This window comes from Vibrio sp. B1Z05 (genome assembly GCF_052955985.1).
This window is the reverse complement of record NZ_CP130463.1, coordinates 2,453,808-2,478,015: the sequence shown is the minus strand read 5'-3', so window position 1 is coordinate 2,478,015 and position 24,208 is coordinate 2,453,808. Positions and strand designations below refer to the sequence as shown.

The following is a 24,208-nucleotide window of genomic DNA, read 5'->3' as shown; positions in this document are numbered from 1 at the left end:
ACTGGATAAAAAAACAGTGACACTGGGTCACTGTTTTTAAGATTTAGAGTGGCTATCGTTTTACTTGATAGGTTCTTTTAATGTCGATTTTTTGCCAAGTTCAGTGGCTTTTTTATCTTTTAGATAGATGTTTTCAAAGCAGTAGTTAGTGGCTTCGATATAGCCTTCTACGCTACCGCAATCAAAACGAGTGCCTTTAAATTTGTAGGCAAGCACACAACCAGCTTTAGCTTGTTTAAGCAGGGCATCAGTGATTTGAATTTCACCGCCTTTGCCTGGTTCTGTCTCTTCAATAAGATCAAAGATATCTGGAGTTAGAATATAACGACCAATAATGGCTAGGTTGCTCGGTGCTGTCCCAGCTTCTGGTTTTTCTACCATATCATCAACGCGAATGATGTCGTCTTTGATCATTTCACCTTTGATCACACCATACTTGTGTGTTTCATCTTCTGGCACTTCTTGCACAGCCACAATAGAGCAACGGAACTGCTTATAAAGCGCTGCCATTTGCGCTAGAACGCCTTGTTCTTCATTGACACATAGGTCATCAGCAAGAACGACTGCAAAAGGTTCATCACCGACTAGTTCACGCCCGGTTAGAATTGCATGACCTAAGCCTTTCATTTCGCGTTGGCGAATGTAGGTAAAGTTGGCTGACTCAATGACATTGCGAATGTCTACGAGTAATTCTTCTTTATTGGTGCCTTGAATTTGATGCTCAAGTTCATAGTTCTTATCAAAGTGATCCATGATTGAGTGTTTGCCACGGCCTGTCACAATACACATTGCATCCATACCTGCTTGAATAGCTTCTTCAACACCGTATTCAATAAGAGGTTTATTAACGACAGGCATCATTTCTTTTGGCATTGATTTGGTCGCGGGTAGGAAGCGAGTCCCGTAACCTGCTGCAGGAAAAAGGCATTTTTTAATCATGAGGGGTAACCTAACTGAGTCATTATAATTAAATAGTTTTGCCTAACTCTATCATTAGAATTAGGCGATATAAAATACACTTAGGTTAAATCTGCAATTTTATTGCTCTATGGCAGAAAATGATGTGCCCACAGTACTGCTTCTTCTCGGTTTTTTACCTTAATTTTGCGGAAAATCTTATATAAATGAGACTTTATAGTGTGTTCACTAATGAATAATTGTTCAGCTAAGCCAAAGTTGGATTTACCTATTCTTAATGCTTCTAGAACTTCCATTTCTCGTCGCGTTAAGTCAATGGTATGTGGTGGCGCATAGCGAACCAGCACGGATTGATAATAAGAAATTAACTGCTCGTTGACCGCTTTACTTAGCCATGAGCGTCCTTGGCTTAACGCTTGCAAACCTTGCACAATGTCATCAAAGGATTGTTGTTTATAGAAAACCCCGCGCAAACGTCCATATTTAAGTAAGTCGGCTGTTTTTAGTTGCAACGGTGCTTGAGTAATGACCATATTGATATGTTTCCCTGGTGTACTTGGGTTCTCGAAGTCTGCAGGGTCAAATGTTGGGTCGTTGTAATCCGCAAAAATAATCGGTGTTAAGCTAGGCTTGTAGCTCATGTGCCATTCTTCTAGAGGGTACAGGGTTAGCTTTGATTTCTCTTGTAATTGTTGAATTACCTCGCCACTAAACCCGCCGCTCTCATGCAAAAAAAGCTGAGAATTTATTCCATCAAAATACATACTTTTCCTCCCTGTTAACTACGGTCAGTTTCTTTTATATCTTTCCAATTTGAGAAGCTCGACACTAACTTTTTGCGATTATATTCAATAAAAAGTCCTGTTTCATGTGTTTTATTGCATAAAATTGCGTGATAAGTCGAAAAAAATGCAAATAAGTATTTCTGCTTTTGTATGGATGTTATCTATAGGGCAGTCTCTCTATTACACTTTCTAGTGATTTAAGTAGTCCGTTAGGCGTGCTATGCTTGGCGTATTAGCGCAAATAAAAAGTAAATGGAGTGATACATGGCTAGCCGTGGCGTCAACAAAGTAATTATTATGGGTAACTTGGGGCAGGATCCTGAGGTTCGTTTCGCCGCAAATGGCAATGCAATTGCAAATATTACAATTGCGACTTCAGAAACTTGGCGTGATAAAGCCAGTGGCGAACAACGTGAAAAAACAGAATGGCATCGTGTTGTTTTGTTTGGTAAAACCGCTGAGATTGCTGGTGAGTACTTGAAAAAAGGTTCACAAGTTTATATCGAAGGCCAATTGCAAACACGTAAGTGGCAGGACCAATCTGGTCAAGATCGCTACACAACAGAAGTAGTAGTGCAGTGGCCAACAGGTCAGATGCAACTGCTAGGTTCTCGTCAAGGTGGTGGTCAAAGCCAAAACCAAGGCGGCCAATATGGCGGTCAGCAACAAGGTCAACAACAAGGTGGATGGGGTCAGCCTCAACAACCTCAAGTTCACCAACCTGCACAGCAACAACCGCAACAGCAGAAGCCACAACAGGCTCCTCAGCAGTATAATGAGCCACCAATGGATTTTGACGACGACATTCCGTTCTAGCGGTTACCAGAGATTAGGCTTTATATACAAAACTAGAGCTTTGAATACAGAAAACCCGGCAGAAATGCTGGGTTTTTTATTGTCTGATAAAGGAGTAAATCAATATGGATAGTAATCATCATATTATTGCAAAACTCAAGACCTGACCCCCTAAATGAGCCCTTAAGAAGTAACTGCACTTTATCAAACATCTCCTATGCTTAAATATTTAGAAGGAGTGATAAAGATGAAATGGATAGGCGTACTTTTTTTAATTATATTTTCAACAACTTCCTTTGCGAATACTGAGAATTTTATACGTTTTGAGTATCAAGGTATTACTCAGTATGGAAAGCTAGAGAATGATAAGGTTTATCCTATTGTGGGTGATATTTTTACTCGATATAAAACCTCAGAAAACGCTCTACCGATAGCCGAAATCAAGATGAAATTACCAACTACCCCAGAGAAAGTCTTTGCGGTAGGGATGAATTTTGCCAGTCATCTTAGCTCTCCATCCTCTGCACCTCCGCCATTATTCTTAAAATTACCTTCTTCTTTGATTCTTTCTGGCGATCCGGTACTCGTTCCTAAAGGGGCGACAAATCTGCATTTTGAAGGGGAGTTGGTGCTTATTATTGGAAAAACAGCGAAAAATGTTTCGATAGATGAAGCTAAAAATTATATCTGGGGCGTGACAGTAGGAAACGATTTAACTGAGCGTAGTTGGCAAGGTCAAGACCTACAATGGATGCGGGCGAAAGCGAGTGATGGGTTTGGTCCAATAGCTGCAACTATGACTCGAGGTGTCAATTTTAACGATGTACTGCTAACTACTCGTTTAAATGGGAAGGTAGTGCAACAAGAGAGCACCAAAAATATGATTCATAGCCCAGAGAAGGTGGTGAGTTATTTAAGTCAATATTTCACTTTAAAACCGGGAGACCTTATTTTTATGGGCACACCAGGCAGAACCAAAGCATTAAACAATAAGGATGTTGTTTCTGTTTCTATCGAAGGGGTGGGTGAAGTAGAAAACCCGATATTGTTTGCTTATTGAGGTGACGGCTTATCGCTAAAATCTCTCAACTCTGAGATAAATTAGCGGTAACGCAGCTTTGGATGGTGTTTAATTAAGCTCATACGAATTGAATATGGTTCACCCAATGAAAATTGTTATTGCCCCTGATTCATTTAAAGAGTCGTTATCGGCTAAAGAGGTGTGTCAGTGTATTGAGTTTGGTTTTAAGGAAGTCTTTCCGACAGCGCAATATTACCACCTTCCTCTTGCCGATGGTGGAGAGGGGACGGTTGAGGTGTTAATCGATGCGCTACAAGGAGAGATTAGGCACTCTTGGGTAAGTGATCCTCTTGGCCGACAAGTGCGTGCTAAATGGGCACTGTTGGAGCAAGGCAAAACCGCATTGATTGAAGTGGCTTCCGCATCTGGGCTAGATCTTATTGCGCCTGAAGAAAGAAACCCCGCAGTGACAAGTACTTATGGTACGGGTGAGATCATAAAAGAAGCTTTGGATCTGGGCGTATCTAAAATCTTACTAGGGTTAGGTGGCAGTGCGACCAACGACGCTGGCGCTGGAATTATTCACGCGTTAGGCGGTAAATTATTGGACGCCGAAGGTCAGTTGCTACCTGCTGGTGGCTTGGCCTTATCAAAGGTACACACGATTGATTTATCAAGCGTGCATGCACGTTGTAAGCAAGTGCCGGTTATTCTAGCTTGTGATGTGAGTAACCCTTTGGTGGGGGATAAAGGGGCAAGTTATGTATTTGCTCCACAGAAAGGAGCTGATTCGTTATTAGTGAAATCTCTCGATGAGGCCATATTTCATTTTGCGACCAAGAGTTTTAATTTAACGGGGATTAAGCACTTTAATTCTCCAGGTTTTGGCGCAGCAGGAGGCGTTCCTATGGGGCTTTCATTGCTATTTCTTATGTTGACCCTTAAACAAGGAATAGAGGTTGTTTTAGATTTATTAGATGCCGATAAAATACTTGAAAACGCCGATCTAGTAATAACCGGCGAAGGGAAAATGGATAATCAAACCCTTAGTGGAAAAGCCCCTTTTGGCATTGCAACTAGAGCCAGAAATAAAGGTATTCCTGTTATTGGAATAGCAGGTTCGCTCGGTAATGAAATCAATGAACTTTATAACAGTTTTAACTGTATTTTTGGCACAACCCCATCACCACAAACACTTTCTCAAGTGTTAGAAAAAGCCGATGAAAACCTTATTCGCTCCTCGCGAAATATTGCGGCGTTACTGAAACTTGGACAGCAAATTTAAACTAAGTTTTAGCTTTTTAAAATTAAGTTATGATCTCCAATATATAAGAAAATCCTCATGTAAGGTTTAGTGCATATTATGACTAAACCTTTTGATTTAACTAAATATTATTAATGCAAAATTCAAGACCTGACCCCCTAATTACCCCTACAAAGTGTGAGCGAGCTAGCTCAAATTAATAACCCTAAATTTCATATTAACTGTGATGCGTATCCTACTTTGAATTGTTCTGTAATTTTCAATGTTGCTAAAAAGTAAATTTACGTTACTTTTAGTTTCAACAGAAATGATTTGTATTATAAGAATATAAAAATCATATATCTGTTATATAGGGATTGAAGATGAATTATCAGGGGTCTTCATTAGCTAATAATCTTTAGGGATATCATTAATTATGATGCTTAAGACAAAACAGAAATATATTACAGCAGTTGTCGCTGCAGCCTTGTCGGTCGGGGTTTTGCCGGCTGTACATGCGGCAACAGTCTCCATTGAAAATGCCAGTTTTGAAAGCAGTTTTGACGGTTGGTCTGATACCGACCCTTCAGCAATTTCAGGGGATGCTCGCACAGGTTCGCGTTCAGCGAAAATTACTGGCTCAGCAGGTAAAGTTGAGCAAGTGTTAACGGTTGAACCAAATACTACTTATTTATTAAGTGCTTATGTTAAAGGTTTGGGTGAGATTGGCGCTGTTGTTGATGGTCAAACTTACAGCAATACTGGGGGTGGGGATGACTTCCAGCAGGTTAGCCTTTCGTTCAATTCGGGCTCTGCAACGTCAGTAACTATCTTTGGTGGCTACGGTGGGGATGAAGGTCGCCTAGATGACTTTACCCTAGAAAGTACTGAAGATGGTGGTGACTCAGGTACAACGCCAGACCCAGATCCGGACAATGGTGATGGCTCTGACAGTGACTCTGGCGATGGCGACTCTGGTAGCGTAGGCGGTACTTGTAGCGTAGATAATAGTGGTCAATTAAGCATTGTTAGTGCTTATGATGATGGCACGAATGATGGTCACGGACCTGAAAACACGTACGATAATAATACAACAGATGAGTCTCGTTGGTCTTCTAACGGTATCGGAAAAGCCATTACATTTGACTTAGGCTCTCAAGCTTCAGTCACTGATTTAGCGATTCAATGGTACAAAGGTAACGCACGTAGCTCTTATTTTGATGTAGAAACATCAACAGATAACAGCAACTGGACAACCGTACTTTCTGGTGGCATTTCATCAGGTGCAGATTCTGGTTTTGAAGATATTGATGTAGCAGACACCGAAGCTCGTTATGTTCGTATTATCGGCTCTGGTAACTCTGCAGGTTCTGAGTGGAACAGTATCATTGAAACGCAAGTTTATGGCTGTGACGGCGACACCTCAGATCCTGACAATGGTTCTGGCGACTCTGGCTCTGGTGACTCAGATGCAGGTTCTGGCTCAGGTGATTCAGGTTCTGGTGATTCTGGTTCTGGCGGTGAGATTGTCGGTAGTTGTAATATTGATATGTCTATCTGGGGTTACACCACAGGTGATGGTGTATCAATGAACGATGTTGAAGATATTCAAGACCTTGTTGATAACAAAACTCTGGGCTCTAACGGTGCTGAAGAAATTGTCTTCAACGATGGCTGTGTGACTTTCTCAGTGAAAAATGACGCAGCAAGCTCTGGCGGTTCTACATACCCTCGTTCTGAGTTACGTGAGCTAATGGCAAGATACACAGACGGCGGCGACGCTAATGTTAAAGGCATCACTAAGAACAACTGGGTGACAAGTGAAGCATCATCTTCTGATCAGTCAGCTGCTGGTGGCGTTAACGGCAACATGAAAGCCACGCTAGTGGTAAACCAAGTCTCTGTAGATGCAACTAGTGAAGACCAAATTGGTCGTATCATTGTCGGTCAGATTCATGGTGGGGATCATGAACCTGTTAAGATTTACTACCGTAAACTACCTGAGCACGACAAAGGCTCTGTATTCTTTACTGTAGACGACTCTAGTGGTAACCCTGGTGATCGTATCAACATTATTGGTTTCACTGATAAAAACGATATTGATCAGGACGCAAGTGGTGACCCAGTTGAACCTGAAAATGGCATCGCACTGGGTGATGAGTGGAGCTACGAAATTGACCTAACTGGCGATCAACTAAAAGTGACAGTTTGGCATGATGGCTACACTTACACGACTGCAGATTCAATTGCTTACACCAAAACACGTTCTAAGCAAACAATCCGCAACTCAAGTGACACAGACGCAATTACAATCTCTGACTTCTATGCCGATGATTATATGTACTTCAAAGCAGGTCTATATAACCAGAATAAATCCGGTACAGAATACCCAGATTACGCATCTGTTACGTTTACTGTGATTGATGTTACTCATGACTAGTTAGATAAAAGGCGGTAGTCTTTTTATATCAACGCCTCTTTATTGTTTAATACAGTAAAGGGGCGTTTTAGCTTTCAAATTCCTTTTTTGTTCTTATTTAATCGCCGATGACAATAAGATTCAGATACCTGTGTTTGTCATTCACTAAACCCTACTCAAATAATTAATAAATCAGTCATGAGAATTAAACGCTATCAGGATTAAATCGTGACCTTCTTTTCTAAAATAAGTCTAATAAGAGTAGTGTTACTATGATTCGTTTTAAAACTGGGTTTGTCTTTCTTTCCATTTCTTTAATTGCAGCCTGTGATAGTGAGAGTCTGGATATTGAAGCTCCAACAGAGGCAAATATTCAACTTGGCCCTCGTCCTGCTTATTTGGTTGACCAACTGGCAGAGGGAGAGCTAAAGGATAGCTTAACAAGTTGTCTAAATAACCAATCACACTTTGAAAAGAGTGAGCTTTCTATCGGTCACCGCGGCGCACCATTAATGTTCCCTGAGCATACTAAAGAGAGCTACGTTGCCGCTGCGCGCATGGGTGCTGGCGTACTGGAATGTGACGTTGCCTTTACTAGCGATGCTGAACTAGTGTGTCGCCATTCCCACTCAGATCTACACACAACCACTAATGTATTAGCAACTGAGCTAGCAGATAAGTGTTCAATTCCATTCACTCCAGCCGATGAGCTTAACGGCGTTCAAGCGCAGGCAGAGTGTCGCACTTCTGATTTTACTCTGGCAGAATTTAAGTCATTGCAAGGCAAAATGGACGCATACAATCCAAACGCGGCCACTGTTGCTGAATATATGGATGCCACGCCAAGCTACCGTACCGACCTTTATGCTGGTACTGGCACACTGATGACGCACAAAGAAAGCATTGCTTTGTTTAAAGAACTTGGCGTAAAAATGACTCCAGAGCTAAAAACGCCAGACGCACAAGACTTAGCTGCTGCAGGGTTAACTCAAGAAGAGTTTGCTCAAAAAATGATCCAAGAATATATCGACGCAGGTGTTGCACCCAGTGACGTTTACCCCCAGTCATTCTTAATCGACGATGTTGAATACTGGGTAGCGAATACTCCAGAATTTGGAGAGCAGGGCGTATACCTGACTTTCTCTCTAAACAACGTTCCAACTCCAGCCGAAATCGTGGAAAAAGGCATCAATATCATCGCCCCAATTTATCCGCTACTAGTAACAAAATCGGGTGATGAAGTCGTCGCAACCGATTATGCGAACGAGATTAAAGAGTCAGGGCTAGACATCATCACATGGACCATTGAGCGTCAATATACCGACTACAATGAGCTAGAAGTCGTCAACGTACTGAAGAATGATATTAATGCGATTGGTATATTCAGTGACTGGCCAGCAACCGTAACGTTTGTTGATAACTGTACTGAGTAAGAGTGCATTAGTTAATAAATAAGGCTAATAAAACAGGCTGAATAAAGTGTGTAGATCAGCAACGATTGTTGCTGGTTTTCTTAGGTACAAAAAAGGCGTAGTAGGTATTAACCTGCTACGCCTTTCTTTAATTTGGTGGCCCCTCGCAGACTTGAACTGCGGACCAATCGATTATGAGTCGACTGCTCTAACCACTGAGCTAAGGGGCCTTTGTAGGGTGAAGATTATATGAGATGGACAGGGGAGTGTCTAGGTGAAGTCGCTAGAATAGGGAGTAATAATGTACAGTTTTTGTGCTATCAAACCGATAAATACAAAAAAGGTGAGCTAGTGCTCACCTTTTGTACATAAAGACTAATTATTTACTCGTCTAGGAAGCTGCGCAGTGTTTCTGAGCGGCTTGGGTGACGTAGTTTTCGTAGTGCTTTTGCTTCGATCTGACGGATACGTTCACGAGTAACGTCGAACTGTTTGCCCACTTCTTCTAGAGTGTGGTCAGTGTTCATGTCGATACCAAAGCGCATACGCAGTACTTTAGCTTCACGAGGTGTTAGGCCTGCTAGTACGTCTTTAGTTGCAAACTTAAGGCTAGTTGCCGTTGCAGAGTCTAAAGGTAGTTCTAGAGTCGTATCCTCGATGAAATCACCTAGATGCGAATCTTCGTCGTCACCGATTGGTGTCTCCATTGAGATTGGCTCTTTAGCAATTTTAAGTACTTTACGAATCTTGTCTTCAGGCATTTGCATGCGTTCTGCCAATTCTTCTGGCAGTGGCTCACGGCCCATCTCTTGAAGCATCTGACGAGAGATACGGTTCAATTTGTTGATGGTTTCAATCATGTGCACAGGGATACGAATAGTACGCGCCTGGTCAGCGATAGAACGTGTAATTGCCTGACGAATCCACCATGTCGCATAAGTTGAGAATTTGTAACCACGACGGTATTCAAATTTATCAACGGCTTTCATTAGGCCGATGTTACCTTCTTGGATAAGATCCAAGAACTGTAGACCACGGTTGGTGTATTTCTTCGCAATAGAGATAACTAGACGTAAGTTTGCTTCTACCATCTCTTTTTTCGCACGGCGAGCTTTTGCTTCACCGATAGACATACGACGGCTGATGTCTTTAATAGACTGAACCGTTAGAGAAGTCTCTTGTTCAATGCTTTTCAGCTTTTGAATAGAGCGGCGGATGTCTTCTTCGTTACGACGAATCTTCTCTTTATAAGGTGCTGTTGAAGACAATACGTTGTCTACCCAAGCATCGCTTGATTCGTTGCCAGTGAAAGTTTTAACAAATTCTTTCTTAGGCATGCCACCGTATTCTACGGTTTGACGCATGATTAAACGCTCTTGTGTACGAACTCGCTCCATTGAGGTGCGAAGTTGAGTCACAAGGTGATCAAACTGTTTTGGCGTTAGACGGAATTCGCGGAATACATCATTTACCTTAGCGGTTGCTACTTTAAAGGCTTTGCTGTCGCGGCCTTCGCTGTTAGAAACTAGCTGTAGGTTTTGGTATGTGTTACGAAGATTAGTGAACTTCTCTAGAGCTAGCTCTGGATCGATACCTGTATCTTCTTCTTCCTCGTCTTCGTCATCGTCAGCATCGTCAGCGTCTGATGCTTCAAGATCTGTCTTAGCCAGCTCTGAACCAACGTGAGTTGCTGTTGGCGCTGTTGTACCGTCATCATCAGGGTCAACAAAACCTGAAATAATGTCTGTTAGGCGAAGTTCTTCAGCTTGTACTTTATCGAACTGCTCTAAAACATACGGTATTGTGCCAGGAAATTCTGCAACTGATGCTTGAACTTGGTTGATGCCATCTTCGATACGCTTAGCGATATCAATCTCGCCTTCACGAGTTAGAAGCTCAACAGTACCCATTTCACGCATGTACATGCGCACTGGATCTGTTGTTCGGCCAATTTCACTTTCAACGGTGCTTAAAGCGGCAACAGCTGCTTCAGCTGCATCCTCATCAACTTCTGTGCTTTCATCATTGATCGTGTCATCATCGATCTCAGTGGCGTTTTCTACCACTTTGATACCCATGTCGTTGATCATCTGAATGATATCTTCGACTTGTTCTGAATCTACGATTTCAGGCGGTAGATGGTCGTTAACTTCGGCATAAGTTAGATAGCCTTGCTCTTTGCCTTTAAGAACAAGCGCTTTAAGCTGTGACTGCCTATTTTGATCCATAGATGGTATCCAAATTCTGGTCTGGTGAAGGAACTAGTTTGCGAAATGCAGACCGCTAATTATAGCAAACTTTTTTACATTACAAGCGTTCAGGGTCTCATGCTTTTAAATCTAGCATTAAAGCCAGCAGCTCCCTTTTTTCTTCGACTGATAAGCCGACACTTCTTTCTTTCGCTTGTAGGGTTTCAATTTGCCGTTCAATACACTGGTAAATTACTTTATCCAGTGAATCACAAAATATATCGTCATGATTGTCTTCTTCTTTATAAGTTGGGAGATCCCAGCTTGCTAGAAGTGACAATATGCGTTCTTCTTTTTGATTTCGCCAGTGTTCTAATAACTGGCCAGTGGTGATATGGGGATGATTTATACACTTATCAACCACATCGAGTAATAAACTTAGTCCAGGTAGGTTAGTTTGACTAACTGAATCTAGATTTGGTATTAACTCTACGTAATGCGGGTTCTGTAGCAATAAGGCTATGACAACACGCATTGGCGTTCTTTCTATCTTCTTATGCGGCGCTGGACGTGCAGATTTCTCGTCTGTTTTGGCGATCAATTGTTGCAGTTGACGCTCATCGACTAAACCTAATTTTCGTCCAAGTAATTCACGCAGATACATGCGCAGTGTACCGCCAGGTACTTTACTAATCAGAGGGATAGCTAAAGTGCTTAACTTAGCCATGCCTTCTTTACTGCTGGTATCCACTTGCTGCATTAAGGTTTGAAACATAAATTCTGATAGCGTAGTCGCACTGCGAACTTGCTCTTCAAACCCCTGTTTACCGTGTTGACGGATATAGGTATCAGGGTCTTCGCCATCAGGCAAAAACATAAACTTAAGCTGACGCCCGTCGTTTAAATAAGGCAGGGCATTTTCCATTGCTCGCCATGCTGCATCACGACCGGCTCTATCCCCGTCATAACAACAAATGATATTGCTGGTTTGACGAAATAGCATTTGCAGGTGATCGCCAGTAGTGGAGGTGCCAAGTGAGGCCACCGCATAGTCCACTCCAAACTGCGCCAAAGCCACTACATCCATATACCCTTCAACCACCAGAATTTGTTCTGGCGAGCGATGAGTTTGTAGCACTTCATATAAACCATAAAGCTCTTTGCCTTTATGGAATATGGGCGTTTCCGGTGAGTTGAGATATTTTGGCGTACCGTCACCTAAGACACGTCCACCAAAACCAATCACTCGACCACGACGGTCACGAATAGGGAACATGACTCGACCACGGAAGCGGTCGTATCTATTACCTTTGTCGTTTTCAATGAGCATACCAGCACTGACTAAAGCATCTTGTGCCTGTTTTTGCTGACCAAATTGTTTTCGTACCGAATCCCATTCATCCGCTACGAAACCAATCTCGAATTTTTGTGCTATTTCTCCGCTGAGCCCTCGGTTTTTTAAGTACTCAATCGCGGTTTTTCCGGCGCTCGTTTTTAATTGCGAACGATAGAAGTTAGCGATGCTGCCCAATAAATCATATAGGCTGCGTTTCTGTTCAGTATTGGCGGTTGGTCCTTGGCTACTAAAGCCACCTTGACGCTGTTCTCTTGGGACTTCTAAACCTAGATGAGCGGCAAGCTCTTCAATGGCTTCGACAAACTCAAGGCGTTCGTATTCCATCATAAAATCGATGGCATTCCCGTGAACACCACAACCAAAGCAATGATAAAACTGCTTTTCTTGGCTAACACTGAAAGAGGGGGTTTTCTCGTTATGGAATGGGCAGCAAGCACCGTAGTTCTTGCCTTGTTTCTTTAGTTTTACTCGCGCGTCAACGATATCGACAATATCCAGTCGAGCAAGTAGGTCATCAATGAAGGTACGTGGTATGTGTCCAGCCATAGATCCTAAAGAAAGTTCGTTTGTGCGAGATACAAACAAGCCGTGCATTCAATGAATAGCACGGCTTGCTTTAATTTTTATTGGGGATTTAAGCCAGTTTAGAACGAACTAAACCACTTACTTTACCCATATCTGCGCGCCCTTGAATTTGTGGTTTGAGAACGCCCATTACTTTACCCATGTCTTGCATGCCCGCAGCACCAGATTCAGTAATTGCACTATCAACTAATGCAGCCACTTCTTCTTCGCTCAGCGGTTGAGGCATAAATTCCTCAAGTACTGTAATTTCAGCTTTCTCAATGTCCGCAAGATCTTGACGACCGGCAGATTCATATTGAGCGACAGAATCGCGACGTTGTTTAACCATTTTAGTCAGCACACCGATGATATCGTCGTCGGTCAGAGTAATCCTCTCGTCGACTTCACGTTGCTTAATTGCTGATAGGGCTAAACGAATAGTGCCAAGGCGCGGTTTGTCCTTGGCTTTCATCGCAGATTTTTGCTCTTCTTTGAGTTTATCAATAAGAGCCATTACTAATTCCTAATAATATCGGGGATTAGTAAAGACGAACGCGACGTGCGTTTTCACGAGCTAGCTTCTTAGCGTGACGCTTTTGAGCAGCTGCTTTAGCGCGTTTACGAACTGTAGTTGGTTTCTCATAGTGCTCACGACGACGCACTTCAGAAAGAATACCTGCTTTTTCGCAAGAGCGCTTAAAGCGACGTAGAGCTACGTCGAACGGTTCGTTTTCACGTACTTTAACTACTGGCATATGCCTTTCACCTCAGGGGTTATTCGTTAATACTGGGTTCCACTTTCTGGGCAAGTTAACTTGCAAGGGGAATAACCAGTTTGATCAAAAATGGTGCGGAATTTTAATCCGAACTGATAGTGTTTGTAAAGTACTTTATTGCGGAGAAAACGATCAATCATTTGTTTGAACAATTAGGACAAGGTAAACTTGCCACATATTAAAGAAGTCGCGAGAAATGTATGCGTATTTTAGGTATTGAAACCTCCTGTGATGAGACAGGAGTGGCTATTTATGATGATGAGAAAGGTTTGCTTTCACATCAACTATATAGCCAAGTAAAGCTCCATGCTGATTATGGTGGCGTGGTTCCAGAACTCGCTTCTCGCGATCACGTGAAAAAGACCATTCCATTGGTAAAAGAAGCATTAAAAGAAGCCAACTTAACCTCTGCCGATATTGATGGCATCGCTTATACCGCAGGCCCAGGCCTAGTGGGCGCTTTGTTAGTTGGTGCGACTATTGGCCGTAGTATTGCGTATGCGTGGGATGTCCCTGCGGTACCAGTGCACCATATGGAAGGGCATTTGCTGGCTCCTATGCTAGAAGATAACCCGCCACCGTTTCCTTTTATTGCTTTGCTCGTTTCAGGCGGTCACACCATGATCGTAGAAGTGAAAGCAATTGGTGAATATCAAATTCTTGGTGAATCAATTGACGACGCCGCAGGTGAAGCCTTTGATAAAACGGCTAAACTGATGGGACTGGATTACCCCGGTGGTCCGCTATTATCTCGTCTAGCAGAAAAAGGAACGCCAGGCCGCTTTAAGTTCCCTCGTCCTATGACAGACCGTCCGGGGCTTGATATGAGCTTTTCTGGTTTAAAAACCTTTGCGGCCAATACTATCTCTGGCAATGACAACGATGAGCAAACCCGCGCTGATATTGCGTATGCGTTTCAAGAAGCGGTGTGTGCTACATTAGCGATTAAATGCAAACGTGCGCTGCAACAAACGGGCATGAAGCGTATTGTAATTGCGGGTGGCGTAAGTGCTAACAAACAATTGCGCCTTGAACTTGAAGCCTTGGCGAAGAAGGTGGGCGGTGAAGTCTACTACCCAAGAACCGAGTTCTGTACCGATAACGGCGCTATGATTGCTTATGCGGGTATGCAACGTTTAAAAAATGGCGAAACATCAGGCTTAGGCGTTAAAGCTCAGCCTCGTTGGCCTATCGATCAACTAGAGCCGATTGCCTAGTGATTACAATCGTTAAACAACATTGATATGTAGCCGACCTAACTAGGTCGGCTTTTTTGTGCATTGAACTTGAGTCAGTTGATGAGGGAGAAAGAAAGGCGATCGGTGTCATTACCGCTTTTTAGAGCCCACCTTCGGCTCTTCTCCAGAAAACAGACGCTTAATATTGTCTTGATGTCGCCAGATAATGAGACAGCACAGCATTGCCACAGGCAAGGTGTATTGCGGTTTGATCATCCAAGTGTATAACGGGGCTACTAAAGCGGTCACTAGAGCCGCCAGTGAAGAGTAGCGCGAGACCACTGCGGTAATTAGCCATGTTCCCATCAATAAGCCGGTTAAATCAAAACCAATTGGGGCTATCGCACCCACCGCTGTTGCCACACCTTTGCCACCTTTAAAGTGGAAGAAGATAGGATAAATGTGGCCAATACAGGCAGAAATACCAATCAAACCTAACATCACAGGGTCAAGGTCGAGGTAGTAGGCTGACCAAACAGGAATGGTCCCTTTTGCCATGTCGCAAAGCAGAACTAATACCGCAGGTAGCTTTCCACCTATGCGCATCACATTGGTGGCACCAGGGTTTTTTGAGCCTGTGGTTCTAGGATCGGGAAGGCGAAATACTCGACAAATGAGAACGGCACTCGACACTGAGCCTAATAAATAGGCCAAGATGATCATGAGTAGAGCCGTTGCTGTCATAGATATCCTTTACACTTTGTAGCTAATATCGATTGAATCGGGATTATAGTTGGGTAATCAATGTAGTATATTACGTTTTTTTATACTTTTAGCTTATCCGACCTCAATCTATGTATTTGAACTTGTTTTGCAAGAATTTACTACTTAAAGAGGCAAGAAAAGGATCGAAATAATGAATCAAGACCGAGTTTTTATCGAACAGCTCGAGGTAATTACCACTATTGGGGTGTATGACTGGGAGCAAGAGATCAAGCAAAAACTAGTGCTTGATATAGAAATGGCTCACGATAACCAAGCCGCTGGGCACAGTGATAATGTTGAAGATGCATTAGATTATTTCTCTGTCAGCCAAGCGGTTCTTGCGCATATTGAGGGTGGGCGATTTTTGCTCGTTGAACGAGTAGCAGAAGAAATTGCCAGCCTAATTATGGATAAATTTAACGTTCCTTGGATTCGCATCAAACTTCGTAAGCCTGGCGCTGTGCCACAAGCTGCTAGTGTTGGCGTTGTCATTGAACGAGGCTCGTTGTGACCCAAACCTATTTAGGTATTGGGACCAACATTGAACGAGATAAGCACGCTCGCGCCGCGATCATCGAGTTGCAACGTTTAGGCTGTAACCTGCAAGTCTCAACGATTTACAGTTGCCCGGCAACGGGATTTGATGGCGCTGAGTTTTATAATTTTGTGGTTGGCCTAGATACGGATTTAGCTTTGCCTGAATTTTGTCATCGTTTGCGAGCGCTGGAGCTGGCTTATGGTCGCCCACTCAATGCCCAAAAGAAACAAGATCGTACATTAGATATCGATATTCTTTTGTTTGGTGATGTGCAAAGTGCGCAAGCGCCACAAATACCAAGAAAGGATATTGTTAAGTTCAATTTTGTGCTGCAACCTTTGTATGAGCTGTGTCCCGAACTGATTGTTCCCGGGGACGGCCGTTGTATTGGTCAAATTTGGCAGCAAGAATTTTTGTCTATCGGTGGTATGTCGAATCTTACCGCCACTTCTTTACATTTAAGTGATGATAATTAATGAGCTATTTAGAAGCTTTTGCATTGGCCTTAATTCAGGGCCTAACTGAATTTTTACCTATATCGAGTTCTGCTCACCTGATTTTACCTTCGGCTGTGTTAGGTTGGGAAGATCAAGGCTTGGCGTTTGATGTAGCGGTACACGTGGGCACCTTGCTCGCAGTTGTGATTTATTTTAGACATGAAGTGGTTACTCTTTTACGTGCATTTTTTGGCTCCGTGTTTAAACAGCAACACAACAAAGAGTCCAAACTGGCGTGGATGATTATTTTAGCGACCATTCCAGCCGGTTTAGCCGGGCTGTTCTTAAACGATTTGATAGAGCTGTATCTACGTAGTGCTTGGGTGATTGCTTGCACGACGATCATTTTTGGTTTATTGCTGTGGCATGCAGATAAAACATCAACGTTAACTAAAGATGAGTATCAAGCCACTTGGAAGAAGACGTTAATTATTGGTATTGCTCAAGCAATGGCGATGATTCCGGGCACATCACGCTCTGGGGCCACTATTACCGCGGCGCTTTATCTCGGCTTTACTCGTGAGGCGGCGGCGCGTTTTTCGTTTTTAATGTCTATCCCAATCATCACCTTAGCCGGTGGTTACTTAGGCACTAAGTTGGCTCTTAGCCCAGAGCCTATGCATCTAGGTTTGCTATCTACGGGGATTTTAGTCTCGTTTGTGAGTGCCTATATTTGTATCCATTACTTCTTGAAGCTGATCTCTAGCATGGGAATGACGCCATTTGTCATCTACCGCTTGCTATTGGGTGCAGGCTTGTTTGCTTTCTTGCTGACTCAGTAATCGATAACCACAAAATGAAAGGCCTCTAAGAGTAAATCTTAGAGGCCTTTTTTATGCCGATTTTTTACAGCCAATGCCAGCTTTGTTTTACTTGTTCAATCGCCTCAGTGCGGCGTTTGTTGAGCTCTTCTCTGATATCCTTGCCCGCAAAACCATCTTTAATCACTTGTTGAACATTCACCGCTAATGCCGCTTGATAGGTTGCGACAAAGTAATCTCGTTGCGGGTAGGGGGTAGATTCATGCCCTAATCGCCCTTGAGTGTCGGCTTGGCAGGTAATTAATACTTGCTCTAGTACGTTAGGCTTACGCCATACATCAAAGCTGTCTAGCACGCGCAAAACGGTCGAGGCTTTTAGCTCTTGCGCTCGATGAATGTTGGAGTGCTGCTTGCATACATGCAGTGCCAACTCTTTGTATTGGTTGGGTACGCGCAGGCGCTTGCTGAGGGTTTCGATAATTTTAAGGCCAGTATGACAATGCATTTTATGGCTTGGCCACTCTGGTTGTGGGGTGACACCTTTGCCGAGATCGTGCATTTGCGCGGCAAAGCGTATTTCGGGCACTTTGCTTAACTGCGCAGAACGCTTGGCGACCATTAAAGTGTGGATTCCAGTGTCTATCTCAGGATGCCATTTTTCAGTTTGTGGCACGCCAAACAAACGGCTAATTTCAGGCATGACGACAGCGAGTGCGCCACACTCTTGTAGCACTTCGATAAACACTTGCGGATCTTGGGTTAATAACGATTTGTGCCACTCTTGCCAAACACGCTCTGCTGTGAGGGTTTGTAGCTCACCTGAATCGACAATCTCTCGCATTAGGCTGAGGGTTTCTTGCGCCACGCTAAAGCCTAGGTGGTGCAATTTAGCGGCGAAACGCGCCACACGTAATACACGCAAAGGGTCTTCAACAAAAGCGTGCGAAACATGTCGCAGGCACTTGTTTTGGATATCTTGCTGACCGCCATAAGGATCATACAAGGTGCCCGATTCATCTTGTGCAATGGCATTGATAGTGAGATCGCGGCGTATTAGATCTTCTTCTAAAGTGACGTCTTGCGCAAAGTAACAATCAAACCCAGTGTAACCGCTTCCTGATTTACGTTCGGTGCGAGCCAGAGCGTATTCTTCATGTGTTTTAGGATGCAGAAAAACAGGGAAATCTTTGCCGACGGCTTGATAGCCAAGATCCAACAATGTTTGTGGCGTTGCGCCCACCACAACCCAGTCTCGGTCGTAGTTTTCTATATTGAGCAGTTTATCTCTAACTGCACCACCCACTAGATAGGTTTGCACAATGAAGTCTCCCTTTTTGTATTGTGGATGAAAGTGATGGCAATTATATGTCGCTATTCTTTGCACTACCTAACACTACGATCAGTCGATGAAAGGATTGCTTTACTTTCTTTCATTCAATGGTAGCTTGACTCAAATGAGAAAAGAAGTATGTATAGAAGTTCTAAATGTATAAGGATTTTTTTGGTTTTGTAGAAGAACCATTTTCAATTGTTCCCAGTTCTAAGTATTTATTCTTAAGTGCGCGCCATCGTGAGGCTCTGTCACATTTACAAATTGGCCTCAATAGTGGGGGTGGTTTTGCCATGCTGACCGGTGAGGTTGGCACAGGTAAGACGACGGTTTCTAAAGCGATGTTGGCTAACTTAGAAGGGAACTGGGTCGCAGGGCTTATACTGAATCCTACTTTTTCTGAAGTTGAATTACTGGAAGCGATTTGTGACGAGTTTTCACTTTCCTATACGCAACCCTCCAGCTTAAAACAGCTCTCGCAAGCCATTTATCATTACCTTTTAGACAATCATAAAAAAGGTATTCAAACTTTACTCTTAATTGATGAAGCTCAGCATCTTTCTGCGCAAGTGCTAGAGCAGTTGCGCCTACTGACCAATTTAGAAACTGACAGTCGCAAGTTACTTAAAGTGTTGCTGGTGGGTCAACCTGAGCTACAACACAAGCTACAAACAATCGAACTGCGCCAATTAGCACAGCGCATCACTGGTCGTTATCATCTACTGCCCTTAGTGGAAAAAGATATCGCCGATTATATTGGATTCCGTTTGCGAGTAGCGGGTGGTTGTGAAGATATTTTTTCTGACAGAGCGGTGCAATTTATTGCTTCACAGTCACAAGGTATTCCGCGCTTAATCAACCTTATTTGCGACAAAGCCTTGTATTACGCCATGTTGAGTCAGCAAAACAGCGTTGACCGAAATATAGCTAAAAAAGCCTGTCATGATGTATTGGCCTATCAAGCCCCGACAGGAAATAAAGCACAAGTTAGTACTCACTCAAGCCGTTCTCATCATTGGCTATCACCGGCATTGCTATCACTGGCTATCGCTGGGGCGACTTACCTCGGTCTGACTTCTTGGCATCAGTGGCAACAACTGCAAACCCAGTTCAATGAGCAACAAGCTCATACTCAGCAATTACAGCAGCAAATGGCGGAAAAGCAGAGCATAGCCAATCAAGAGCAGCAGCATTTTGCGCAATTGATAGAGCAAAGCCGCTCCCCAATGGGCGCTATGCAGGCGTTGTATCATCTGTGGGGCTTTGATGCCTCAATTGTGGATTCTGACTGTGAGTATGGCACTACGCCACCTTTCCATTGCTTCCAAAGCAAAGCATCGCTGTCGAGTATTGTAGCGTCGAATCGCCCTGTGGTGATTACGCTGTATGATGATCAGCACCCTTATTTTGCTATTTTGCAAGGTGTAGCTAACGATAGAGTGACTCTGTTATTGGCAGGCGAGCGAGTACAGTTACCAGTGACTTGGCTAGACCAACATTGGAAAGGGCAGTTTAGATATCTTTGGTATAGCGAGATACTGGAAACAGTGAAAGCAAATAGTAGCGGCCAACAGGTACAAATACTGGATAAGTTGCTGGCGAAAGCGTTGAATGCAACGCCTTTGGAGACATCCATTTTTAATGATGAATTGAAGAAGAGAGTATCCACCTTTCAGGCTTGGCAGGGATTAGATGCCGATGGCATTGCTGGAAACCAAACATTGCGCCAACTCGATAGACTCACCAGTGATAACGCACCTAAGTTACTGAGTGCGACAGCACAGCTAAGTGCGCCAAGTACATCAAGTGTGCAAGCTGATAGCGAGGAGAATCAGTAATGTCAGAGGTATTAAAAGCACTTGAGCAATCTCAAAAGCAATTTGAACAGGCGTCAATACCAACGAGTGGACAGGCTAACCCATCCTCTAGACCACAAGCGGGTAATGGCAAAGTGAAGCTGATGGTCGCGATTGCCGTGGGTTTAGGTGTGGGTGTAGCAGCGCACAGCTTACTGGCTGGCTCAGCAACCACGCGTAGTATCGAGGCGATGCTAAGCCCTGCGCTTAATAGTGTGTTGGTTGCCGAAGAAGCGCCTATCGCTAAGATGCCAACTATGGCTCCAAGCTTAGATATTGTGTACTTGCCTGCAACGCCGGCGAAACCGTTACTGCCTTTGCCAAAGATTTTGCCTCCGCCAGTCATTGATGAGACTCAGGCTGTTACTACAACAAGGATAGCGAGTAGCTCTACAACAGCATCTCAAACTGCATCCTCAACACCGGTTAATACCGTGCCGAAGGTTCAGCCAACGGCGCAAAAGAATACGGGTCAGGATGCAACTGACGATGAGTGGAATCTTTCTAAGCTCGATTTATCTCAACTCTCTCCTGAACTGGCAGGGCGAGTGACTCATGCCTTGGATACACCATCATCATTAGATGAACAAGGTGAGCGAAATAGCTTGGACCATATTAAGGTTAATGAGCTAGATAAAAATGTAGACCGATATAAAGGTCGATTACCTGCGCTTAATTTACAAACCCACATGTACGCCAGTAACCCAAAGCATCGCTTGGTGAAGATCAATGGTAAAGAGTTACAAGAGGGCGATATGATTAATGATCAGACGAAACTGGTTGTGATTTCGCCGCGCTTTATTGTGGTTGAATTTGGCGGAGAGAAAATCCAAATTCCAGCCTTATATGATTGGCACGGTTAGTACTAGGGTTGCTCTTAATCATTCGCACATAAAAAAAGCTGCCATTGGCAGCTTTTTTTGATTTCGTTATTTCGCGAGTATTACGCCCAGCCGTTTGGAGACTTCTTACGACGAGGAATAACATGCGGAAGCAGTAGACCAAAGATCAAGCCGAGACCTGCAACACCACCACCGTACATGAAGTAGCGCAATAGAAGGTCTTCTTTTTGCGTATCAATGCGAGCTCTTAGCTCACGCACTTCAGTTTGGGCAGAAAGCAGTTGATCACTGACTTTCTTATAGTTAGCTTCCATTTCAGCAATTTGTGTATTGCGAGACTCTAGAGAACGAACCAAGCCTTCTTGTTCTTTGTCGGCTTTCTCGTTAAAGCTAGCAAGTTTTGCTTTAACTTGAACCAGTTCTTTTTCAAGGCGAGGCATGCGAGTAACCATACCTTCAGTTTTAGTTACGTATTTAGATTCAACCCAACCTTTACGGCCACGTTGGTCAACAACCTCTGTATAGCCACTCTTTTTGTTAGATTGGACTAAAGTGACCTTTGTTCCTGCATCAACACTACCGATAATTCGGTACTGAGCACTAGGACCTGAGTGCATATAAGTAAATAGGTTATCGGAGATGTAGATCGTTTGAGCCCATGCGGCTGGTGCAGATAGCACTGCAGCAAAAGCGATCAAAAAAAGTTTTTTCACTGTATGTCCTTCAAAAAATCAGATTCAGGTGAGGAACGCATTCCATCATTGCCTAAATAGTAAGTAGATTATAGGTTGCCTGCAACTAAAAGAGGGGCCAAAGCCCCCCTCTATAACGTCATATTGTCAAAATATGACAGACATTTGACATTTTACTTAGGTGAAAATCACCAACATGATCTCATAGAAGATAATCGCAAGCAGTGCACCCGCAGGAAGAGTCACCACCCAAGAGACAACAATGTTACGAACAACACCTAGATTTAGTGCGGCAATACCACGAGCAAAACCTACCCCTAAAACAGCACCCACAAGTGTTTGGGTGGTTGAAATAGGTAAACCTGTACCAGAAGCCAGAACAACGGTACTTGCGGTTGCAAGCTGCGCTGCAAAGCCACGGCTTGGGGTTAATTCTGTAATGCCAGTACCAACAGTCGACATAACTTTGTGGCCCATAGTCGCTAGACCAACCACGATACCGACACCACCAAGAGGAAGAATCCACCAAGCGATTTGAGTTTTCTCAGCGATGTGACCCATATTACTAATAGTGGCAACGATAGCCGATAGTGGACCAATGGCGTTTGCAACATCGTTAGAACCGTGAGCAAATGCCATCGCACATGCGGTAATTACCATTAGCGTACTAAAGACTTGCTCAACACCTGTAAAGCTGTGCTCGTGGTTTTTGCTATCAAGTTTGAAACGTTTTTGGATATAGAGATAACCAATTACCATCACTAATAGTGACAATAAGATAGACCAAATCCATGCTTCAGTGGTGGATAGGTATAAACCCACGTGTTTAAGGCCTTTCTTAATCGTTACTAGTGAAATCACAATAGTAGTTAAGAACATATAGCCCGGAACATAACGTTTGGCGTTTTCTAAGGGATTATCTGTATTAAATATAAACTTCTGCGCACTGACAAAAATAATATAAGCAAATAACCCCGATATAAACGGCGTAATAACCCAGCTGCCTACAATATTTTGTACTGAGGTCCAATCCACAGCATCAGAACCCACAGAAACAGTGGCAAAACCTATGATGGCACCAATGATTGAGTGAGTAGTCGATACCGGCCAACCCATATAAGAGGCAACCAGTAACCAAGTACCGGCAGCCAGTAGGGCTGACATCATACCGAATACCAGTAGATCGGGTGTATTAGCGAATAGAGTTGTATCAATAACACCTTTACGAATAGTGTCAGTAACTTCACCACCTGCAAGGTAAGCCCCTGCAAATTCAAAAATCATCGCGATAACAATCGCTTGTTTTACGGTTAATGCTTTAGAACCTACAGAGGTACCCATAGCATTAGCAACATCGTTGGCACCGATACCGATAGCCATCATAAAACCGAATACGGCCGCACAGATAAGAAGTATAGTGCCGTAGTTAGCTAGAATATCCATTAAATATCCTTTGATATTAATAAGTTGAAATGAGGTGGAGAGTGATTAGCTACGCGCTATCATCAGCTCTAGACGAGCACAAACGCGCTGTGCTTGGTCCGCAATGCCTCCAACCCACTCGAGGATTTTATACAAGAACATCACATCAATTGGATTATATTGATCTTCAATTTCTCTGAGGCTTCGACGTAATTCAATTTGCATTTGGTCAGTATCATCTTCTATTCTATCGAGTTCATCGATCATAGATTCAACCAATTCTGCTTCACGTCCTTTGAAGCCCGTTTCTAGCAATTCATCTAGCCCATTAATTACCCGGTACATTTGTCCGACCGCATCTAAGCAACGTTTTACATATGCTAAGAAGTCTTCGTGCAAAGCTTCAGGTATAAGTAGATTTCGGCCTAGAACACGGCCACAGATATCTTTAGCAATATTTGCTACTTTATCTTGTTGAGTTAATAATTCCAGCAGATCACCTCTATCAAAAGCCATAAATAGGCCTGTTGGTAGATGCAAACGAATCTGACGTTTGAGAGTGTCAGCTTCTTTTTCTAGCGTAGAAATTTGTTGACGGTATTCTGCCGCCTTTTCCCAGTTGTTAGCATTTGACGCAGCAAAAAAGTCAGGCAAAAGTGATGCACACTCTTGGACTTTTGCTCCGTGCTGCTGCAACGGTTTTATTGGCGATTTTGCGAATAAACCAATGATGGTATTTACTGGCATATTTGTATTGTCATGTGATTGTCATGCTGGGGTGTAACTATAATAGGTTTTTTTAGTATTAAAAGGGTTTATGTGATTTAAAATTGCACAAAAGGCATTTT

22 protein-coding genes and 1 tRNA gene are annotated in these 24,208 nt (G+C 43.3%); 11 read left to right on the top strand and 12 right to left on the bottom strand.

The annotated features are described in order from the left end of the window. Window positions 1–60: 60 nt before the first annotated feature. A complete protein-coding gene (gene galU / locus QV280_RS11290) occupies window positions 61–939 on the bottom strand; it encodes a UTP--glucose-1-phosphate uridylyltransferase GalU (protein WP_021714323.1) in 879 nt (292 codons plus the stop codon). Between the two features lie 107 nt (window positions 940–1,046). Beyond that, the gene (locus tag QV280_RS11285; RefSeq protein WP_152822845.1) at window positions 1,047–1,682 is read right to left on the bottom strand and encodes a LuxR C-terminal-related transcriptional regulator; all 636 of its coding nucleotides are present in this window, start codon (window positions 1,680–1,682) and stop codon (window positions 1,047–1,049) included. A 285-nt stretch (window positions 1,683–1,967) separates the two neighbouring features. Between QV280_RS11285 and QV280_RS11280 the strand changes: the two genes are divergently transcribed. The 5 genes from QV280_RS11280 (at window position 1,968) to QV280_RS11260 (ending at window position 8,614) form a co-directional block, all read left to right on the top strand. Then, the gene (locus QV280_RS11280) at window positions 1,968–2,519 is read left to right on the top strand and encodes a single-stranded DNA-binding protein (protein WP_023405578.1); all 552 of its coding nucleotides are present in this window, start codon (window positions 1,968–1,970) and stop codon (window positions 2,517–2,519) included. Between the two features lie 226 nt (window positions 2,520–2,745). Further along, window positions 2,746–3,558, top strand: a complete 813-nt coding sequence (locus QV280_RS11275; protein ID WP_152822847.1) for a fumarylacetoacetate hydrolase family protein — start codon at window positions 2,746–2,748, stop codon at window positions 3,556–3,558. A gap of 106 nt (window positions 3,559–3,664) precedes the next feature. Beyond that, on the top strand, window positions 3,665–4,804 hold the full coding sequence (locus QV280_RS11270) for a glycerate kinase (RefSeq protein WP_152822849.1): 1,140 nt from the start codon (window positions 3,665–3,667) through the stop codon (window positions 4,802–4,804). 394 nt (window positions 4,805–5,198) lie between these two features. Next, window positions 5,199–7,202 carry a polysaccharide lyase family 7 protein gene (locus QV280_RS11265; protein ID WP_152822850.1) on the top strand — a complete coding sequence of 668 codons (2,004 nt, stop codon included), beginning with the start codon at window positions 5,199–5,201 and terminating at the stop codon, window positions 7,200–7,202. Between the two features lie 251 nt (window positions 7,203–7,453). After that, window positions 7,454–8,614 carry a glycerophosphodiester phosphodiesterase family protein gene (locus QV280_RS11260; protein WP_152822853.1) on the top strand — a complete coding sequence of 387 codons (1,161 nt, stop codon included), beginning with the start codon at window positions 7,454–7,456 and terminating at the stop codon, window positions 8,612–8,614. 133 nt (window positions 8,615–8,747) lie between these two features. Here the strand turns inward: QV280_RS11260 and QV280_RS11255 are convergent. From QV280_RS11255 to rpsU, 5 genes are all read right to left on the bottom strand, one after another. After that, a tRNA-Ile gene (locus tag QV280_RS11255) sits at window positions 8,748–8,823 on the bottom strand. Window positions 8,824–8,976: 153 nt separating this feature from the next. Then, the gene (gene rpoD / locus QV280_RS11250; RefSeq protein ID WP_023404112.1) at window positions 8,977–10,821 is read right to left on the bottom strand and encodes an RNA polymerase sigma factor RpoD; all 1,845 of its coding nucleotides are present in this window, start codon (window positions 10,819–10,821) and stop codon (window positions 8,977–8,979) included. A 97-nt stretch (window positions 10,822–10,918) separates the two neighbouring features. Beyond that, entirely contained in the window at window positions 10,919–12,685 is a 1,767-nt protein-coding gene (gene dnaG, locus QV280_RS11245; RefSeq protein ID WP_023404113.1) for a DNA primase, read from the bottom strand. A gap of 88 nt (window positions 12,686–12,773) precedes the next feature. Next, a complete protein-coding gene (locus QV280_RS11240) occupies window positions 12,774–13,217 on the bottom strand; it encodes a GatB/YqeY domain-containing protein (protein WP_023404114.1) in 444 nt (147 codons plus the stop codon). Window positions 13,218–13,242: 25 nt separating this feature from the next. Further along, window positions 13,243–13,458: a 30S ribosomal protein S21 gene (gene rpsU / locus QV280_RS11235; protein WP_001145625.1), complete on the bottom strand. Its 216-nt coding sequence runs from the start codon at window positions 13,456–13,458 to the stop codon at window positions 13,243–13,245. A 221-nt stretch (window positions 13,459–13,679) separates the two neighbouring features. On the opposite strand from rpsU, the gene tsaD reads away from it, so the two are divergent. Further along, window positions 13,680–14,696: a tRNA (adenosine(37)-N6)-threonylcarbamoyltransferase complex transferase subunit TsaD gene (gene tsaD / locus QV280_RS11230; RefSeq protein WP_023404115.1), complete on the top strand. Its 1,017-nt coding sequence runs from the start codon at window positions 13,680–13,682 to the stop codon at window positions 14,694–14,696. A gap of 111 nt (window positions 14,697–14,807) precedes the next feature. Here the strand turns inward: tsaD and plsY are convergent, their stop codons facing one another. Continuing rightward, a complete protein-coding gene (gene plsY / locus QV280_RS11225) occupies window positions 14,808–15,401 on the bottom strand; it encodes a glycerol-3-phosphate 1-O-acyltransferase PlsY (RefSeq protein WP_023404116.1) in 594 nt (197 codons plus the stop codon). A gap of 172 nt (window positions 15,402–15,573) precedes the next feature. Between plsY and folB the strand changes: the two genes are divergently transcribed. From folB to QV280_RS11210, 3 genes are read left to right on the top strand one after another with little or no spacing between them, the layout of a single operon-like run. Continuing rightward, the gene (gene folB / locus QV280_RS11220) at window positions 15,574–15,933 is read left to right on the top strand and encodes a dihydroneopterin aldolase (protein ID WP_023404117.1); all 360 of its coding nucleotides are present in this window, start codon (window positions 15,574–15,576) and stop codon (window positions 15,931–15,933) included. Continuing rightward, complete coding sequence (folK, locus tag QV280_RS11215) at window positions 15,930–16,436, top strand: 2-amino-4-hydroxy-6-hydroxymethyldihydropteridine diphosphokinase (protein WP_367869628.1); 507 nt, start codon at window positions 15,930–15,932, stop codon at window positions 16,434–16,436. Before folB ends, folK begins: the two co-directional genes overlap by 4 nt. Further along, the gene (locus tag QV280_RS11210) at window positions 16,436–17,239 is read left to right on the top strand and encodes an undecaprenyl-diphosphate phosphatase (protein WP_023404119.1); all 804 of its coding nucleotides are present in this window, start codon (window positions 16,436–16,438) and stop codon (window positions 17,237–17,239) included. The genes folK and QV280_RS11210 overlap by 1 nt, the downstream gene beginning before the upstream one ends. A 64-nt stretch (window positions 17,240–17,303) precedes the next feature. Here QV280_RS11210 and QV280_RS11205 read toward each other — a convergent pair whose 3' ends face one another. Next, complete coding sequence (locus QV280_RS11205) at window positions 17,304–18,536, bottom strand: multifunctional CCA addition/repair protein (protein WP_447026253.1); 1,233 nt, start codon at window positions 18,534–18,536, stop codon at window positions 17,304–17,306. Between the two features lie 167 nt (window positions 18,537–18,703). Between QV280_RS11205 and QV280_RS11200 the strand changes: the two genes are divergently transcribed. Next, complete coding sequence (locus QV280_RS11200; protein WP_152822855.1) at window positions 18,704–20,386, top strand: ExeA family protein; 1,683 nt, start codon at window positions 18,704–18,706, stop codon at window positions 20,384–20,386. After that, window positions 20,386–21,267, top strand: coding sequence for a general secretion pathway protein GspB (locus QV280_RS11195; protein ID WP_152822857.1), 882 nt, complete (start codon window positions 20,386–20,388; stop codon window positions 21,265–21,267). Before QV280_RS11200 ends, QV280_RS11195 begins: the two co-directional genes overlap by 1 nt. Before the next feature lie 80 nt (window positions 21,268–21,347). On the opposite strand, the gene QV280_RS11190 is transcribed toward QV280_RS11195, so the two are convergent. From QV280_RS11190 to QV280_RS11180, 3 genes are all read right to left on the bottom strand, one after another. Beyond that, window positions 21,348–21,959: a TIGR04211 family SH3 domain-containing protein gene (locus QV280_RS11190; RefSeq protein ID WP_023404123.1), complete on the bottom strand. Its 612-nt coding sequence runs from the start codon at window positions 21,957–21,959 to the stop codon at window positions 21,348–21,350. Between the two features lie 156 nt (window positions 21,960–22,115). Further along, window positions 22,116–23,381: an inorganic phosphate transporter gene (locus QV280_RS11185; protein ID WP_152822859.1), complete on the bottom strand. Its 1,266-nt coding sequence runs from the start codon at window positions 23,379–23,381 to the stop codon at window positions 22,116–22,118. A 45-nt stretch (window positions 23,382–23,426) separates the two neighbouring features. Beyond that, entirely contained in the window at window positions 23,427–24,107 is a 681-nt protein-coding gene (locus QV280_RS11180; protein ID WP_023404125.1) for a TIGR00153 family protein, read from the bottom strand. Window positions 24,108–24,208: the final 101 nt, after the last annotated feature.

Bases quoted from the DNA above. Each gene is read 5' to 3' on its own strand.
- galU (WP_021714323.1), bottom strand. From the start codon at position 939: ATGATTAAAAAATGCCTTTTTCCTGCAGCAGGTTACGGGACTCGCTTC.
- QV280_RS11285 (WP_152822845.1), bottom strand. From the start codon at position 1,682: ATGTATTTTGATGGAATAAATTCTCAGCTTTTTTTGCATGAGAGCGGC.
- QV280_RS11280 (WP_023405578.1), top strand. From the start codon at position 1,968: ATGGCTAGCCGTGGCGTCAACAAAGTAATTATTATGGGTAACTTGGGG.
- QV280_RS11275 (WP_152822847.1), top strand. From the start codon at position 2,746: ATGAAATGGATAGGCGTACTTTTTTTAATTATATTTTCAACAACTTCC.
- QV280_RS11270 (WP_152822849.1), top strand. From the start codon at position 3,665: ATGAAAATTGTTATTGCCCCTGATTCATTTAAAGAGTCGTTATCGGCT.
- QV280_RS11265 (WP_152822850.1), top strand. From the start codon at position 5,199: ATGATGCTTAAGACAAAACAGAAATATATTACAGCAGTTGTCGCTGCA.
- QV280_RS11260 (WP_152822853.1), top strand. From the start codon at position 7,454: ATGATTCGTTTTAAAACTGGGTTTGTCTTTCTTTCCATTTCTTTAATT.
- rpoD (WP_023404112.1), bottom strand. From the start codon at position 10,821: ATGGATCAAAATAGGCAGTCACAGCTTAAAGCGCTTGTTCTTAAAGGC.
- dnaG (WP_023404113.1), bottom strand. From the start codon at position 12,685: ATGGCTGGACACATACCACGTACCTTCATTGATGACCTACTTGCTCGA.
- QV280_RS11240 (WP_023404114.1), bottom strand. From the start codon at position 13,217: ATGGCTCTTATTGATAAACTCAAAGAAGAGCAAAAATCTGCGATGAAA.
- rpsU (WP_001145625.1), bottom strand. From the start codon at position 13,458: ATGCCAGTAGTTAAAGTACGTGAAAACGAACCGTTCGACGTAGCTCTA.
- tsaD (WP_023404115.1), top strand. From the start codon at position 13,680: ATGCGTATTTTAGGTATTGAAACCTCCTGTGATGAGACAGGAGTGGCT.
- plsY (WP_023404116.1), bottom strand. From the start codon at position 15,401: ATGACAGCAACGGCTCTACTCATGATCATCTTGGCCTATTTATTAGGC.
- folB (WP_023404117.1), top strand. From the start codon at position 15,574: ATGAATCAAGACCGAGTTTTTATCGAACAGCTCGAGGTAATTACCACT.
- QV280_RS11210 (WP_023404119.1), top strand. From the start codon at position 16,436: ATGAGCTATTTAGAAGCTTTTGCATTGGCCTTAATTCAGGGCCTAACT.
- QV280_RS11200 (WP_152822855.1), top strand. From the start codon at position 18,704: ATGTATAAGGATTTTTTTGGTTTTGTAGAAGAACCATTTTCAATTGTT.
- QV280_RS11195 (WP_152822857.1), top strand. From the start codon at position 20,386: ATGTCAGAGGTATTAAAAGCACTTGAGCAATCTCAAAAGCAATTTGAA.
- QV280_RS11185 (WP_152822859.1), bottom strand. From the start codon at position 23,381: ATGGATATTCTAGCTAACTACGGCACTATACTTCTTATCTGTGCGGCC.
- QV280_RS11180 (WP_023404125.1), bottom strand. From the start codon at position 24,107: ATGCCAGTAAATACCATCATTGGTTTATTCGCAAAATCGCCAATAAAA.